At 75.7% G+C, this 15369-nt stretch carries 15 protein-coding genes; 4 read left to right on the top strand and 11 right to left on the bottom strand.

All coding sequences use genetic code 11. From position 1 onward, the window contains the following. Positions 1–68 precede the first annotated feature (68 nt). Both KPF22_RS28585 and KPF22_RS28580 read left to right on the top strand, forming a co-directional pair. Positions 69–269, top strand: coding sequence for a hypothetical protein (locus tag KPF22_RS28585; protein WP_224403846.1), 201 nt, complete (start codon positions 69–71; stop codon positions 267–269). 48 nt (positions 270–317) lie between these two features. Beyond that, entirely contained in the window at positions 318–635 is a 318-nt protein-coding gene (locus tag KPF22_RS28580; RefSeq protein WP_208826406.1) for a hypothetical protein, read from the top strand. A 37-nt stretch (positions 636–672) separates the two neighbouring features. Here the strand turns inward: KPF22_RS28580 and KPF22_RS28575 are convergent, their stop codons facing one another. Continuing rightward, positions 673–1359, bottom strand: a complete 687-nt coding sequence (locus tag KPF22_RS28575; protein ID WP_224403845.1) for a thioredoxin domain-containing protein — start codon at positions 1357–1359, stop codon at positions 673–675. Between the two features lie 148 nt (positions 1360–1507). Here KPF22_RS28575 and KPF22_RS28570 point away from each other — a divergent pair, with 148 nt between their 5' ends. Both KPF22_RS28570 and KPF22_RS33410 read left to right on the top strand, forming a co-directional pair. Beyond that, positions 1508–3817: a cation-translocating P-type ATPase gene (locus KPF22_RS28570; protein WP_224403844.1), complete on the top strand. Its 2310-nt coding sequence runs from the start codon at positions 1508–1510 to the stop codon at positions 3815–3817. Positions 3818–3918: 101 nt separating this feature from the next. Beyond that, entirely contained in the window at positions 3919–4797 is an 879-nt protein-coding gene (locus tag KPF22_RS33410) for a helix-turn-helix transcriptional regulator (protein WP_224403843.1), read from the top strand. Here KPF22_RS33410 and KPF22_RS28560 read toward each other — a convergent pair. The 10 genes from KPF22_RS28560 to KPF22_RS28515 form a co-directional block, all read right to left on the bottom strand. Further along, entirely contained in the window at positions 4698–5972 is a 1275-nt protein-coding gene (locus KPF22_RS28560) for an MFS transporter (protein WP_224403842.1), read from the bottom strand. The two genes, KPF22_RS33410 and KPF22_RS28560, sit on opposite strands and share 100 nt — an antisense overlap. A gap of 154 nt (positions 5973–6126) precedes the next feature. Next, complete coding sequence (locus KPF22_RS33405; protein ID WP_224403841.1) at positions 6127–8163, bottom strand: cytochrome c oxidase assembly protein; 2037 nt, start codon at positions 8161–8163, stop codon at positions 6127–6129. Positions 8164–8268: 105 nt separating this feature from the next. Further along, positions 8269–9861 (bottom strand): serine/threonine-protein kinase, encoded by a 1593-nt coding sequence (locus KPF22_RS28550; protein ID WP_224403840.1) that lies wholly within the window; start codon positions 9859–9861, stop codon positions 8269–8271. A gap of 158 nt (positions 9862–10019) precedes the next feature. Next, on the bottom strand, positions 10020–11303 hold the full coding sequence (locus KPF22_RS28545; RefSeq protein WP_224403839.1) for a geranylgeranyl reductase family protein: 1284 nt from the start codon (positions 11301–11303) through the stop codon (positions 10020–10022). A 51-nt stretch (positions 11304–11354) separates the two neighbouring features. Beyond that, the gene (locus KPF22_RS28540; RefSeq protein WP_062399487.1) at positions 11355–11723 is read right to left on the bottom strand and encodes a hypothetical protein; all 369 of its coding nucleotides are present in this window, start codon (positions 11721–11723) and stop codon (positions 11355–11357) included. Continuing rightward, positions 11720–12160 carry a hypothetical protein gene (locus KPF22_RS28535; RefSeq protein WP_208827040.1) on the bottom strand — a complete coding sequence of 147 codons (441 nt, stop codon included), beginning with the start codon at positions 12158–12160 and terminating at the stop codon, positions 11720–11722. Before KPF22_RS28535 ends, KPF22_RS28540 begins: the two co-directional genes overlap by 4 nt. After that, positions 12144–13400, bottom strand: a complete 1257-nt coding sequence (locus tag KPF22_RS28530; RefSeq protein WP_224403838.1) for a molybdopterin-dependent oxidoreductase — start codon at positions 13398–13400, stop codon at positions 12144–12146. The genes KPF22_RS28535 and KPF22_RS28530 overlap by 17 nt, the downstream gene beginning before the upstream one ends. Beyond that, positions 13397–14020, bottom strand: coding sequence for a class I SAM-dependent methyltransferase (locus tag KPF22_RS28525; RefSeq protein WP_224403837.1), 624 nt, complete (start codon positions 14018–14020; stop codon positions 13397–13399). Before KPF22_RS28525 ends, KPF22_RS28530 begins: the two co-directional genes overlap by 4 nt. Beyond that, entirely contained in the window at positions 14017–14706 is a 690-nt protein-coding gene (locus KPF22_RS28520; RefSeq protein WP_224403836.1) for a DUF2064 domain-containing protein, read from the bottom strand. Before KPF22_RS28520 ends, KPF22_RS28525 begins: the two co-directional genes overlap by 4 nt. Beyond that, positions 14703–15350, bottom strand: a complete 648-nt coding sequence (locus tag KPF22_RS28515; RefSeq protein ID WP_062399497.1) for a glycosyltransferase family 2 protein — start codon at positions 15348–15350, stop codon at positions 14703–14705. The genes KPF22_RS28520 and KPF22_RS28515 overlap by 4 nt, the downstream gene beginning before the upstream one ends. Positions 15351–15369 lie beyond the last annotated feature (19 nt).

Below are 15369 nucleotides of genomic sequence, written 5' to 3'. Positions count from 1 at the left end.
GACCATGACGGCACCACACACGGTCCCGAGATCCCCACCCCGCTGCACCGGAGCGGAGGTGGCACACCATGACCACCTCGCTGATCCTCGTCGGCGGAGTCCTCGCCCTCATCTGGTTCTCCGTGCTCATCGGCATGTCGATGGACACCGAGAACCAGCGACGCCAGTGGAAGCGGGTCGCCGCCGAACGCCGGGACCGCTGGGAGGAACGGCAGCTGCTCCTCCGCAGCTGCCCCCGGCTGGACTGCCCGCTGCGTCGGCCCGGCTGACCTGCGGACAGGCGTCCCGGGCCGACCGGGTCCCCTACGCTGCGGGGCGTGATGGAGGTCGTCGACCACGAGCCGCACTGGTGGTTCCTGCTCCGCGACGGCGACCGCCTCTACCTCGATGTGAACTGCGAGCACAGCTTCATCGGCTACGCGATGCTCGTCGAGCTCGACGACGGCGAGCGCCGTGCACACGAGGCCGGTGGGCACGCCTACCTCGGCCGCCTCGCCGAGGACGTCAACGCGGGCGCGCCGGTGCTGCGCGACAGCCGCTCGCCGTATCGCGACCGGAACCTGTCGCGGTCGCTCGGTCCCGCGGTGACCGATGCCGTCCGCCGGTGGCGTGCGGCGGGCGGCAGCGCTCCCTGACCCGCGTCCCGTCGTCGCACCCCGGCGGCCCCGGGCCTCAGCCCGCGGCGACCGCCTGCGCGACGGCCTGCGGGGTCGCGTCGACCTGGGTGCCGTCGACCTTCACGGTCGGGGTGCCGGACACGCCGTCGCGCAGCGACTGCTGGGTGATCTGGGTGACCCACGGCGCGTAGCGCTGGTCGTCGACGCACTGGGCGAAGTCGCCGCCCGCGCCGGCCCTCTGCCCGAGCGCGACCAGCTGCTCGTCCGGGAGCCCGGCGCCGCCCTCGGCGGGCTGGTTGTCGTAGAGCTCCTTCTCGAACTGCGGGAACACCCCGGCCGCGGCGGCGCATCCGGCCGCGGCGCCCGCACGGGTCGAGTACCGGGTCGACGACGCCCGGTCCAGGATGGCGATCGGGTGGTAGACGATCTTCGCCTGGCCGGAGGACACGATCCGGTCGAGCGTCTGCCCGGCCTGTGCCTCGAACTGCTTGCAGATCGGGCACTGGAAGTCGAGGTAGATGTCGATCGTCTTCGGGGCCGCCTCGTTGCCGACGGTCACGCCCTGCGCGGACGCGTTCGCCGGGACCGCGATCCCGCCGCCGGAGTTCTTCCAGTAGACGCCGACACCGACGACCGCGGCGAAGGCCACCACGACGATCAGCGCGATCACCGTGAACTGCGACGGTCCCTTCCTCGCGGTGAGCGGGTTCTTCGCCGCCGCCTTCCGCTTCCCGGTGGCCATCAGGGTTCCTCCTCGGACGTCCGCGTACCCCCACTCCCGACGACCAGTTGTACGCCCTGTCGCCCCGCAACGGTTCGGCGGGGCGCCGGTCCCCGCAGGTCAGGGGCCCGGGTGGCGGATCTTCGATCGCGTGTAGAACCATGGGGTCGTGAGTACCGACAGCGCCGTGGACCGGACCGTGGGGGAGACGGACGTCCGTACGGTCGAGCTCAAGATCGACGGCATGACCTGCGCGGCCTGCGTCGGACGGGTCGAGCGCAAGCTCGGCAAGCTCGACGGCGTCGACGCGACCGTCAACCTCGCCACCGAGCGCGCGCTGGTCCGGTACCCGTCGGCGACCCCGGTCGCGACCTTGGTCGAGACGGTCCGCAAGGCCGGCTACGGCGCCACCGAGATCCGCCCGACCGACACCGGCGACGAGGCCACCTCCGACGACTCCGCGCTGCGCCGGCTGCGGACCCGGATGGCCGTCGCGCTCATCCTGTTCATCCCGCTGGCCGACCTGTCGCTGGCGATGTCGCTGGTCCCGTCGCTGCGCTTCCCGTACTGGCAGTGGGTGGTCGTCGCGCTGGCGCTGCCCGTCGTCGGCTGGGCGGCGTGGCCGTTCCACCGCACCGCCGTGCTGAACCTGCGCCACGGGACGACGTCGATGGACACCCTCGTCTCGCTCGGCGTGATCTCGGCGTCAGCCTGGTCACTGGGGGAGATGGCCTTCCTCGACACCCGGCAGACCCTCACCGGGTGGGATGCGGTGCTGCACCCCTCCGGCCCGCTCTACCTCGAGGTCGCCGCCGGGGTCACGACGTTCGTGCTGGCCGGGCGGTACTTCGAGGCCCGCGCCCGCCGTACCGCCGGGCGTGTCATGCGCTCGCTCGCCGCGCTGGAGACCGACGAGGTCACCGTTCTGTCCGGGGGGACGGAGTCCCGCATCCCCGTGCGACGGCTGCGGGTCGGCGACCGCTTCCTGGCGCGGCCGGGCGAGCGGGTCGCCGCCGACGGCGTCGTCGAGACCGGGCGGGCCGCCGTCGACACGAGTGCGATGACCGGCGAGCCGGTCCCGGTCGAGGTCGGGCCGGGCGACGCCGTCACCGGCGGCACGATCGCCTCGGGCGGGCGGCTGGTCGTCGTCGCCGAGCAGGTCGGCGCGGACACCCGGCTCGCGCGGATGATCGCGGCCGTCGAGCGGGCGCAGACCGAGAAGTCCGCGACGCAGCGGCTGGTCGACCGGGTGTCGTCGGTGTTCGTGCCGGTGGTGCTGGCACTGGCGCTGCTCACCCTCGGGGGCTGGCTGCTGGCCGGCGCCGGTTGGGCCGGCGCACTGGCGCCCGCGATCGCCGTGGTGATCATCGCCTGCCCCTGCGCGCTGGGGCTGGCGACGCCGACCGCGCTGATGGTCGCGACCGGCCGCGGCGCCGAGCTGGGGATCTTCGTGAAGGGGCACCGGGCGCTGGAGACCACCCGGGCCGCCGACACCGTCGTCCTGGACAAGACCGGCACGCTGACGACCGGACGGATGGCCGTGGTCGAGGTCGCCGCCCTCCCGGGTGCGGACGCGGCGCAGGTGCTGGCCCGCGCCGCCGCGGTCGAGAGCGGGTCCGAACACGCCATCGCCGCCGCGATCCGGGCCCACGCCGGACCGGACGTCCCGGCGGTGGAGGACTTCGTCGCGCTGCCCGGGCTCGGCGCCCGCGGCACCGTCGACGGCCGCACCGTCTCCGTCGGGCGCCCCCCGGAGGACACGGGCGCGCTCGCGCCGCGGCTCGCGGAGTGGGAGGCGGCCGGGCACACCGTCGTCGCCGTGCACGTCGACGACGCCCTCGCCGGGCTGGTCGCGCTGGCCGACCCGGTGAAGGAGTCCGCACCGGTCGCGGTGGCCGAGCTCGTCGCGATGGGGCTGCGCCCGGTGCTGCTGACCGGTGACCGGCCCGCCGCGGCGCACGCCGTCGCCCGGGCCTGCGGGATCACCGAGGTCGTCGCCGGGGCGCTGCCCGACGGCAAGGTCGACCAGGTCCGTGCGCTGCAGGCGCAGGGCCGCACCGTCGCCATGGTCGGCGACGGCGTGAACGACGCCGCCGCTCTCGCCGCGGCGGACCTGGGCATCGCCGTCGGCTCGGGCACCGACGTCGCCCTGGAGGCCGCCGACGTCGTGCTCGTGCGCGACGACCTGCGCGTGCTCCCGGCGACCGTCGAGCTCGCCCGCGCCACGATGGGCACCATCCGCGGGAACCTGTGGTGGGCGTTCGGCTACAACACCGCGGCGATCCCCATCGCGATGGCGGGCCTGCTGAACCCCCTGCTCGCCGGGGCCGCGATGGCGCTGTCGTCGTTCCTGGTGGTCACCAACAGCCTGCGGTTGCGGAAGGCGGCGAGCTGGGCCGACGGCACCCTCGGCGGGACGCGCACCCCGGTCGGCGAGGAGTCGACCGACTACGTGGAGCCCACGGTCCACACCCCCTGACCGGTCCCCACACCCGTCGCAGCGGGTGTGGACGGCCGCCGGAGGGTGTGGACGGGCGTGGTCGCCGGAATACGGCGACCCGTCCCGCGGCTGATCCGGGGGTGACCGCACCCCTGCCCGATGCGATCGACACCCGTCTCGACCGGATGCTGGCCGGCATGGAGTGGGAGCTGCAACGGTCCCGGCGCTCCCGGGTGACCGACGGCGCGACGGCCACGGTGCTCCGCGACGCCGCCGGGTTCGTCTTCCTGCACGAGGGCCGCGCCTCGGTCCGCACGACGACCGGCTGCTGGACGGCCGTCGCGGCGGGGGACCTCGTCCTGGTCCCGCGGCCGGGGGACCTGACGGTCCGCGGCGAGGACGGGGCGGACCTCACCGCCGTCGTGTTCGCCGGTGCCCCGGCCCGCTCCCGCGGCGAGGGAACGCTCCCGCCCGCACTCGTCGCCCGCGCGTTCGGGCCCGCCGAGCCCGGCATGGCGACGCTCGTCCGCGGGATGGAGTGCGGGTGGAGCACCGTCGGCGGTCGGGTCCGCAGCGGCGACACCGTGATCTGCAGCCGGATCGCCACCACGATCGCCGTGACCGCGGTGCGGATGTGGGTCGAGCAGCAGCCGGCCGGTACCGACCGGTGGCTCGCCTCGGCGCTCGACCCCCGGGTCGCCCGCGCCCTGCACGCCATCCACACCGACCCGGCCCGCCCCTGGACGGTCGCCGAGATGGCCCGCGAGGCGACCATGTCGCGGGCGGTCTTCGCGGCCCGCTTCGCCGAGGTCGTCGGCCGGACCCCGGCGGACTACCTGGCCGCCACCCGGGTCGACGCCGGCCGGGCGCTGCTGGCCGACGGCAGCGCCACGGTCGCCGAGGTCGCCCACCGCGTGGGCTACCGCTCCGAGCTCGGGTTCGCCCGGGCGTTCCGCCGGGAGTCCGGGATGTCGCCGTCCCGGTGGCGCTCGTCGGTCCGGTCCTCGCCCGCGCCGTAGGGCGGGTCCTGCGGGGCGGAGCCGAAGGTCAGGCCGCCGACCGCGGCCGCGACGGCCGCACCGGCGAGGGTCGCGCGCACCCCGAGGCCGTCCACGAGGAGCCCGCCGGCGGCGGCCCCGATCGTGATGGCGAGCTGGAACCCGGCGACGAGCAGGCCGCCCCCGGCCTCCATGCGGGTCGGCGCGACCCGGGCGATCCAGGTCGTGACCACCGTCAGCCACGCCCCGAACGACAACCCCCAGACGGCCACGCCGACGACGACCACCGGCAGCGCCGCCGGGAACGCGGCGACCGCGGCGACGCCGGCCGCGAGCGTCGCCGGGACCGCGAAGCGCACGACCCGCAGGTGGCGGTCGACGACCAGCCCGACGACGACGTCCCCCACCACGCCGCCCGTGCCGAACACCGCCAGCAGCACGGCCACCCCGGCGGCGTCGAGACCCGGAACGGTCCCGAGTGCCGGGCGGATGTAGGTGAACGCGGCGAAGTGCCCCAGGACGGTGAGCACGTGGCCGGTGAGCCCGCGCCCGATGCCGGGCGCCCGCAGGGTGTCGAGCAGCGGCCGGAGACCGTCCGAGGCGTCCGGGGCCACGGCCGGTAGCGCCGACCGGATCGCGACCGCGGTGACCGCGGACAGCACGGCGACACCGACGAACACGGCCCGCCACCCGGCCACCGACCCGAGCAGGACGGCCAGCGGCACCCCCGCCACCGTCGCGACGGTCGTCCCGGTGTTCACGAGCATCACCGCGCGGCCGAGCCGCCCGGGCGTGCTCAGCCGGGCCGCGACGGCCAGCGACATCGCCCAGAACCCGCCGATCGCGGCCCCGAGGAGCAGCCGCGCCAGGAGCAGTACGACGAAGTTCGGTGCCACCGCGACCGCCAGGTTGGAGACCACGGCGGCCACGGCGAGCGCGGTCAGCAGGGCCCGGCGGTCGAGCCGGGGCAGCAGCACCCCGATCGTGGGGGCGACGAGGAGTCCGACGAACGCCGTCGCCGACACGGCCTGCCCGGCCTGGCCCTCGGTGATCCCGAGCGCGGCGGCCATCGGGGTCAGCAGGCCGGGCGGGAGGAACTCGGCGAGGACGAGCACGAAGCTCGTCATCGCCATCACAGCGACCGCGCCCCAGGCGGTGCGCCCGGAGCGGGTCGTCGGTACGAGGGTGTCGGTCATGCCCCCAGGTTTCGCCATGGAACGGTCGTCGGCCCATCGGATCGTCCGGCGGAGCAGACCGAGCGTCCGGATCCCGCTACGGTCGACGCGAGGTCCCCGCCGAGCAGCCGGTCCACCGGCACGACCGCCGCGACGGCGTGAGCGCGACCGGCGCTCAGCCGCCCCGGCGCATCTGCTCCAGCATCGCGTTGTAGGCCTTCAGCTCGGCGTCGTCGTCCCGCTCGGCCTGCCGGTCCTTGCGGGCCGCCTCCCGGGAGTCGTCGCGCGACCACTGCACCACCAGCGTGACCATCACCAGCAGCATCGGGATCTCGCCGGTCGCCCAGGCGATGCCGCCGCCGGTGCGCTGGTCGTCGAGCAGGTCCAGCCACGGCAGCCCGACCTGGCGGTAGAAGTTCTCCCCGAGCACCGTCGAGGAGCTCATCACCGCGACGCCGAAGAACGCGTGGAACGGCATCGTCGCGAGCATGACCGCGAGCCGCCCCAGGTGCGGCAGCCGGTGCGGGGCGGCGTCGACGCCGATCAGCGGCCAGAAGAACAGGTAGCCTGCCAGCACGAAGTGCAGGTTCATCAGCTGGTGGGTCCAGTGGAACCGCAGCGCCCCGTCGAACAGCGGGGTGAAGTACAGGACGTAGAACGAGCCGACGAACAGCACCGCCGCGAACGCCGGGTGGGTCATGACCCTCGCGACGCGCGAGTGCACCGCGGCGAGCAGCCACTCGCGCGGGCCGGGTGGGTTGCCGCGCCCCGCCGGGCGCAGCACCCGCAGCGCGAGCGTGACCGCGCCGCCGAGGCTCAGCAGGATCGGCGCGAGCATGTTCAGGGTCATGTGGCTGATCATGTGGACGCTGAACATGGACGGGGAGTAGAAGCCCAGCCCCGACGACGTCGCCAGCAGCAGCGTCGCGCAGCCCAGCAGCCAGGCGACGGTGCGCCCGACCGGCCACACCACCCCGCGGGACGCGAGCCGGCGCACGGCCATCAGGTACAGCCCGGCCAGCACCAGCGCCCCGGTGCCGAACAGCAGGTTCCAGCGCCAGTCGGTCAGCACCGCGAGCGCCGAGAACGGCCGGTCGATGTCCCAGCCGATCAGGGTCTGCAGCGCCGAGTCCTCGGCGACGACGAACCGCGGCGGCACCAGCCGGATGCTCGCGACGCCCAGCGTCGCCACCACCGCCCCCAGCACCGCGACCACCGGCAGCAGCCGGCCCGGCGCCGGCCCGCCCGGGGCGGTGACGAGCCCGCGGACCAGCAGCGCGGTCAGCGGGACCAGGGCCGGGAGCAGCACCGCGACGACCACGGCGACCCGCACGTAGGCCGACCCGCCGAGCGGACCGGCGTCGGTCACCACCAGCTGGAAGAGGATCTCACCCGCCAGGTACACGACCCCGCCGACGGCGAGCAGCCCGCGGATCCGGCCCGCGGTACGTCCCTCGACGACGCCGCCGTGCACGCGGAACGCGACCAGAGCGGCGACCAGCCCGAGCCAGGCGGTCCCGGCGACGGCGCGCAGCACGTTCGCATCGCCGCTCCAGTCGTGCCCGGCTCCGGTCGCGGCCGGGTGGACCGCTGCGGGCACCGCCATCGCGCACGCGGCGACCAGCCCGAGCGCGGCGACGGCCTTCCAGCTCAGCGAGAACGCCGACGCGAGGGCGACGAGCAGCAGCAGCGCCCCGGCGAGCGCCCAGCCCAGCGGCTCCTCGATCGTCGCGGCGGCGCCGAGCCACCCGAACGGGCCCACCGAGGCCAGGACGCCGGGGGAGTTGCCGGTCATGTCGGCCACCGACAGCCAGCCCGCGGCGATCGCCGACACCCCGGCGACGGTGGCGGCCAGGGTGCCCCGGCGCAGCGCACGGTAGCCGTGGACGTCGACCGTCCCGGACCCCTGTGGCGCCGCGACCAGGCCGCCGACCAGCAGCGACCCGGCGGCGAGTGCGGTCGCGGCGACGGCCAGGACCTTCGCGACGACCGTCGCGGCCTTCAGGCCCGGCTCGGGCACCGGCAGCCCGCTCTGCCGCCAGAAGCCGTCGTCGCCGATCGAGACGGCGACCGCGACGCCGGCGCACAGCAGCACCAGGGCGACCGTGAGGGCGGTCAGGAGGGCACGGCGGTCGCGCCGCGCCGGCGCCGCCGGTGCGGGCTGCGCACCACCGGCCGCATCGGTCGTCGCCTGCTCCGTGCTCGCGCTCACCGAGAACCCCTCCGCAGGTGGTCACCGGGCACGTACCGCGCCCGTGTCGCCTCCGATGGTCCCCGCCCGGCCCGGCGCGCGCCGCACCGGGTCGGGCGGGTCACGTCAGTTCCCGGTGATCCCGGACCACCAGCGCTGGATCGACTCCCAGAAACCCTGCGCGTCCTGACCGATCTGGCCGGGGTCGGGCAGGTTCGACGGCAGCGACGGCAGCTCGCTCGGCAGTGACGGCAGGTTCGACGGGAGAGAGGGCAGACCCGACGGCAGACCCGGGATGTTGCTCGGCAGCTGGATGCCGCCGTCGTTCTCGCTGGTCGGGGCCTCGGTCGTCGTCTCGGTGGTGGGCGGTGCACTGGTCTCGGTGGTCGGCGGGGCCTGGGTGTCGGAGTCGCCGTTGCCGAACAGCAGGAACCCGAGGAGCAGCACCAGCAGCGCGACGACCAGCGCGCCGATCGCGATCCACTTGCCGATCCCCGACGAGCCGAGGTCACGCGGTTCGGGCTCCGGCTCCGGCGCGACGACCGGCGGAGCGACGGCGGCCGGCTCGGAGAGGATCTCGGCGACGCGGCGGGCGTCCGGGCGTCGCTGCGGGTCGGTCGCGGTGGACCGGTCGATCGCCGTCCGCACCGGTTCGGGCACGTCCGCGGGCACCACCGGGGCGCGGTTCACGCGCTCGGCGGCGCCCTGCAGCCCCTGGCCCTGGTACTCCTGCCGCCCGGTCCAGGCCTCCAGCAGCACGAGGCCGAGCGCGTACACGTCGGTCGGCGGCCCGACCGGTCGGCCCTGGACCTGCTCCGGCGACAGGTACGCCGGCGTCCCGATGATCTCGCCGGCCGCGGTGTGGCCGTCGGCGCCGAGCAGGGCGGCGATGCCGAAGTCGGCGAGCCGGGCCCGGCCGTCGGAGTCGACGAGGATGTTCGACGGCTTGATGTCGCGGTGCGTGACGCCCTGCGAGTGGACGTAGGCCAGGGTCTGGGCGACCTCGGTGCCGATCCGGCGGATGTCCTCGGGCGGCAGGTCCTCGCGGGCGATGACGTCCTTGAGCGTGGGCCCGTCGACGAGCTCCATGACCAGGTAGGCGCGGTCGGCCTCGACGGCGAAGTCGTGGACCGCGACCAGCCCCGGGTGGCGCAGGTTCGCCATGACCTGCGCCTCCTGCTCGAAGCGCTGGTCCGCGCTCGGATCGTCGGCCGCACCGAAGATCTTCACCGCGACCGGCCGGTTGAGCCGGGTGTCGGTGGCCCGGTGCACGTCGGACATCCCGCCCTGGCCGAGCAGCCCCTCCAGCCGGTACCGGCCGCCGAGCAGCTCGGGCTCGGTGATGGGGGCGGGCATCATCCGGGTCGCGTCCGGGCGCGACGGGCGCGGCGCGCCGTGGGCGGCGGTCGGCGGGGCGCCGAGGTGGTGGGTCGGGGCCTCTCCGGGCCCGAGGCGCCGGGTGCCGTCCGCGGGGGCACCCGGTCCACCGGGGCCCGGGCGGCCGGGGCCGGGGGGCGGGCCGACCCGGCGGGTGGCGTCCGGCGCGTTGCTGCGGGTCGCCGGGTCGTCGTCGGCGCGCCGCGGCGCGGGCCGGGCCCCGCCGACGCGACGGGTGGGGTCGGGCCCGGGGCCGCCCGGCGGCCGCTGCCGGCGGTTCCCCGTCCGCCACGGGTCGGACGCATCCCTGCGGGTGCGCTCCGGATCGTCGCCGCGGGTCACGGGCCCTCCCGGTCTGCTGGTACAGCCGGGCCGCGGGCGCGTGCACCGGCCGTCCGCCGTCGTGGCGGACCTCCTGGCGGCGACCGTACCGTCCGGAACCGGTCACCCCGGTGGACGGCACGCTGCCACCACCCGGTGATCCTCCCGCCCCGGAGCCCTCAGCGCGCCGTGACCGGTGTGCGCAGGTCGGCCGCGGGGAACGGGGGCCGGTCGTCGAGACGGACCGACAGCTTCCCGGCGGCCCGCCAGGCACGGGCGGTCAGGTCGCGGTCCTCGTCGGTCACGAGGTTGCCCATCACCCGCAGCGCGACGGTCATCAGGGCCCGCGACCGCATCCCGACCGGCCCGGCCAGCGGCAGCAGCCGCGGGATCGTGATGAGCCCGGCGAGCCGCCGCGCGATCGAGAACGCCAGGCCGTAGTGCGAGCGCAGGGTCGCGGGCCAGGCGCGGTCCAGGTCGGCGCCCGACGCGAGCAGCTCCGCGACCAGCCGGCCGGTCTCCAGGCCGTAGTCGATGCCCTCCCCGTTGAGCGGGTTCACGCAGCCCGCCGCGTCGCCGACCAGCGCCCAGTTCGGTCCGGCGACGCCGGACACCGCCCCGCCCATCGGCAGCAGCGCGGAGCGGACCAGATCGACCTCCGGGCCGAGCTCCCACTCGGCGCGGCGCGCGTTCGCGTAGTGGTCGATCAGGCCGCGCAGCTTGATGTTCGCCGGGCGCCGGTCGGTGGCCAGGGTGCCGACGCCGATGTTGACCCGGCCGTCGTTCAGCGGGAACAGCCAGCCGTACCCGGCCAGGACCTCGTCGGCCTCGCCACGCAGCTCCAGGTGCGAGCTGATCCACGGGTCGTCGTGCCGGCCGGAGGTGACGTAGCCGCGGGCGGCGACGCCGTAGGCGGTGTCCTGGTGCCACTCCCGGCCCAGCACCCGCCCGAGCGTGGAGCGCGCCCCGTCGGCGACGACGAGTCTGCGGCACCGGACGGAGCGGCCGTCGTCGAACAGCACGGAGTCGACCCGGCCCCCGGCGAACGTCACGTCGACGGCCTTGGCGCCCTCCATCGGGGTCGCGCCGGCCTCCAGGGCGACCCGGCGGATGCCCGCGTCGAGCTCGGTGCGCGGGATCGCCGAGCCGTGCGCCGGCAGCGACCCGCCCGGCCACGGCAGCTCCAGGACCTGCCCGAACCCGTGCGCGCGCAGCCCCTGGTTGGTGCCGTGCGAGTCGACCCAGCCACCGAGGCCCAGGTGCCCCAGCTCGGCGATCGCGCGCGGGGTCAGCCCGTCACCGCAGGCCTTGTCGCGGGGGAAGGTGGCGGAGTCGGCGAGGACGACGTCGAGCCCGTGCCGTGCCGCCCACGCCGCCGCCGCCGACCCGGCCGGTCCCGCCCCGACGACGAGCACGTCGGTGGAGTCCGGAGTGGTGGCGGGCGGGACGGGGCCGGTGCTCATGACCCCAGTGTCGCAACCCGGCCGGGCGGCCGCCGCCGAGCGTGCCCCCGGTCACGACCGGGTCAGGTGCCAGAGGATCACGTCGTGGGCGTGGCGGGCCTTGTCGTCGCCACGAAAGGCCACCTCGTGCACGGCCGCCCCGACGGTGATCGCGATCTGGCTGGAGCTCGCGAACCGGCCCAGCAGGTTCCGGTCGGCGACGAACGACACCGAGGAGATCCGGCCGTAGGGGATCGAGGTGATCGCGGTGCGCTTGCCGACGAAGGAGTTGTCCTGCAGGACCGCCCGCAGGTCAGTGAGGCCGAGGAAGCCGGTGCCGGCGCCGATCGCGTCGTAGACGGCGATGATCCGCTCGCCCTCCAGCAGGCCGGCCGCGACCTTGTCGAGCTGGTCGCGCTTGTCGAAGACGGGTTCGCTCATGGCTCCGATACTGCCCGGCGGGCGAGCAGTGTCCGCACCGTCCAGACCAGCGCGGAGACGGCGAACAGCACGACGGTCAGCCACACCCACCGCATCCGGTACGGCTCCTGGTCCAGCCCGGTCGCGTTCAGCGTGCTCAGCGCGCCCTGCCGGATGATCCCGGGCAGGAACATCAGCAGCGCGAGCCCGGAGCCGAGCACCGGGATCCGCACGTGGTTGACCAGCGGCACCCGGGTGCGGGGCAGCGCGAGCAGCAGCAGCCGGTCCCCGGCGGCGTAGAGCGGGAACAGCACGAGGTCGTGCAGCAGGACCGCGCCGGCGAACCACCAGGCCATCGTGACCAGGTCCGGGGAGCCGCCGACGATCGCGTGCACCGCCCACCCGGCGAGCGCGAAGCAGCCGAGGGCGGCGAGCAGGCGGCTACCGAGGAGCAGCACGGGAGAACCCGATCGTCGCGACCCACTTGGTGTTGTGCACCCCGGGGAGCGCCGGGACGATCAGCCGCGCCGGGTACCCGTGGTCGGGTGACAGCTCGGCGCCGTTGACCCGCAGCGCGAGCAGCGAGTCCGGCGACAGCGTCTGGCCGCGGTTGAGCAGCGAGCGGGCGAACGGACTCCCCACCTCGACCGACCGCACCTCCGCGGTCTCCGGGTCGGTCACCCCCGCGGCGCGGGCCAGGTCGGTCAGCCGCACCCCCGTCCACACCTGCGAGGTCGACCAGCCCTCGACGCAGGCGATCGGCAGCTCCGCGGTGTGCTGCGGCAGCGCGGCCAGCGCCGCCCGGTCGAGCACCACCGGTGCCGTGCCGCCGGTCAGGGTCAGCGTCCATGCGCTCCCGACCGCGGCCGGGGCGATGCCGGACGCGACGAACGTGCGGTTCACCGGGAAGTCGTTCGGGCCGCCCCGCTCGGTGCTGTCGGGCGCCGTCGTCCGGCCCCGGGGCAGCAGCAGCGCCGTCGACCGGAGCCGGTCGGTGAACTGTCCGACGGTCAGCGCCGCGACGAACAGCATCCCGCCGCCGACCAGGGCGAGCGCGCCGCGCCGCGACATCGTCGGGGGGTCCGGGTCCGGCGCGACCAGCGGGTGTGCCGGCTCGGGCCGGGTGGCGGCGAGCGGCGTGGCCAGCTCGGTGCGCAGCGATCGGCCCCGCAGCGAGCGGACCATCGTCGGGAGCTTCGTGACCACGTGCAGCGCGAACGAGGCCAGGAACACCCAGGCCGCGGCGTAGTGGCCGTCGTAGAACGAGAAGCCGAAGACGTAGTCGTACTGGACGTTCAGCAGGCCGGTGACGATCAGGAACAGGATCGAGCCGACCAGCAGCACCAGCGACAGCCGTTCCAGGAATTTCACCGGGTTGCGTTCGGGTGCGGTGAACAGCTTCGGGATGACCGACCACAGCTTCGCCAGGACCAGCGGCACCAGCACGATCCCGAGCCCGACGTGCAGGCCCTCGGTGAGCCGGAACAGCCAGGCCGGTGACGCCGGCCAGTCCCACCACGGCAGCTGCAGCCCGCCGACGGCGTCGGCGGCCGGGATGGCCTGTTCCCGGCCGTAGGCGAGCCGGTCGAGCAGCCCGGTGAACGCCACGACCGGCAGTCCCACCAGCAGCGGCAGCGCGAACATCGAGGTCAGCCAGGGGCCCCGGATCGGGCTGCGCCACCGCACCACGCGCCTCACGGCCCGGTCAGCTCCAGGAACACCCGGGCGCCGAGGTGCACGTCGGTCACCCGCAGACCGGCACGCCCGGCCGTCACGGCGAGGGGCACCGCGCCCTGGGCGGCCCACGGGATCGGCTCGCCCGCACCGCTGCCGCACAGCACCCGGGCGGTACCGCGCCACGCGTGTTCGGGGCGCGGGTCGGCCTCCACCAGGACCGTCCCGCCGTGGGTGAGCAGCCGCGCGGCGCGGGTGAGCAGGGCGACCGGGTCGCCGCCGATGCCGATGTTGCCGTCGGCGAGCAGCACGTGGGACCAGCTGCCCTCGCCGGGCAGCGGGCCGAACAGGTCGGCCTGGACCATCGCGACGCTGCGGCGGCGGCACAGCACCCGGGAGACGGCGGAACCGTCGACGCCGAGGGCGGCGATCCCGCGCGCGGCGAGCGCGACGAGCAGCCGGCCGGGTCCGCAGCCGAGGTCGAGGGTGGGGCCCGCGCAGTGGCGCAGCAGCCAGTCGTCGCAGCCACCGGCGGCGTCGGCCCAGCGGTCGACGTCCAGCGCGATCTCGGTGCCGTCGTCGCAGAGCAGACGGGAGGGGGCGCCGGACAGCGGCATGTCGAAGCCCTCGGCGGTCACGGTCACACCGATACCTCCGGACATCGCAGTCTGAGCTCGGCGACGGCGCGGGCGAAGCGGCTCCCCGGGACCTGCGCGGCGACGGCGACGGCCTCCGCCGCCGTGTCGACGTCGGTCAGCGGCTCGGCGAGGGCCACCCGCAGACCGGCGGCCCGCAGCGCGTCCAGCGTCCGGCCGCCGGTCTCGGCGGTCGACATCGGCACGCCGTGCAGCGCGGCGGCGGCGAGCGGGTCGCGCAGGCCCAGCACCCACCAGCCGCCGTCGGTCGCGGGACCGAGGACGGCGTCCACACCCGGTTCGGCGAGCCGGTCCGCACAGTCGGACAGCAGCTCGGCGGTGGCCTGCGGGGTGTCCATCCCGACCTGCAGGGTCGGGCGGCCCGGGTGCAGCGCGGCGGCGTCGGCGTGCGCGGCGGCGATCCGCGCGGCCAGTCCCTCCCCGCGCTGCGCGACGACGGCGATCCCGTCCAGCGCGGCGGCCAGATCGGCCGCGCCGACGGCGGCGGCCCGGTCCCCGGTCAGCGCGACGACGGTGTCGCCGGTTACCCCGGCGGCGGCGTCGAGGGTGTCGAGCAGCGCCGCCGAGGCGATCGCCGCGGCGAGCTCGGGCGTCGCGGGCGGGCACAGCCGGGTCTTGACCCGGCCCGGCACCGGGGCCTTGGCCAGGACGACGGTGGTGACGGGGCCGGTCATCGCAGCAGCCGGATCATGTCGCGCCCGGCCCGGACGGTGCCCTTGACCGAGCCGGAGACCTTGGACCGCCCGCCGGCCCGCCGGGAGTAGGCGACCGGGATCTCGTCGAACCGCCAGCCCGCCCGGCCCGCCCGCAGCAGCAGCTCCAGCGGGTAGCCGAACGCCCGGTCCTCGACCCGCAGGTCCAGCAGCGCCTGCCGGCGTGCGACCCGGATCGGGGCGATGTCGTGCACCGGGACCCCCCGGGTCCGCAGCATCCCGGCGATCACCGCGTTCGCCGCGCGGGCGTGCCAGGGCCACACACCGACCGTGTCGGGGACCCGCCGTCCGACGGCGATGTCGGCGCGGCCGGACGCGACGGTCTCGGCCATGCCGGGCAGCACGTCGGCGTCGAGGGAGCCGTCGCCGTCGAGGAAGGCCACGAGCTCACCGGTGGCCGCCTCCAGCCCGGCGTGCACGGCCGCGCCGTAGCCGCGACGCGGCTCGACGACCACCCGCGCCCCGTGCCCGCGCGCCACCGCCGCGGTGTCGTCGGTCGACCCGTTGTCGACGACGATCACCGGCCAGTCGTCGGGCATCCGCTTCAGGACATACGGCAGCGCCTCCGCCTCGTCGAGGCACGGCAGCACGATCTCCGGGTGCACGTCGCGATCTTCACCTCTC

Origin of the sequence: Pseudonocardia sp. ICBG1034 (assembly GCF_020131375.1) — a bacterium.
Taxonomy (GTDB): domain Bacteria; phylum Actinomycetota; class Actinomycetes; order Mycobacteriales; family Pseudonocardiaceae; genus Pseudonocardia; species Pseudonocardia alni.
This window is presented reverse-complemented; position numbering and strand designations above follow the sequence as displayed.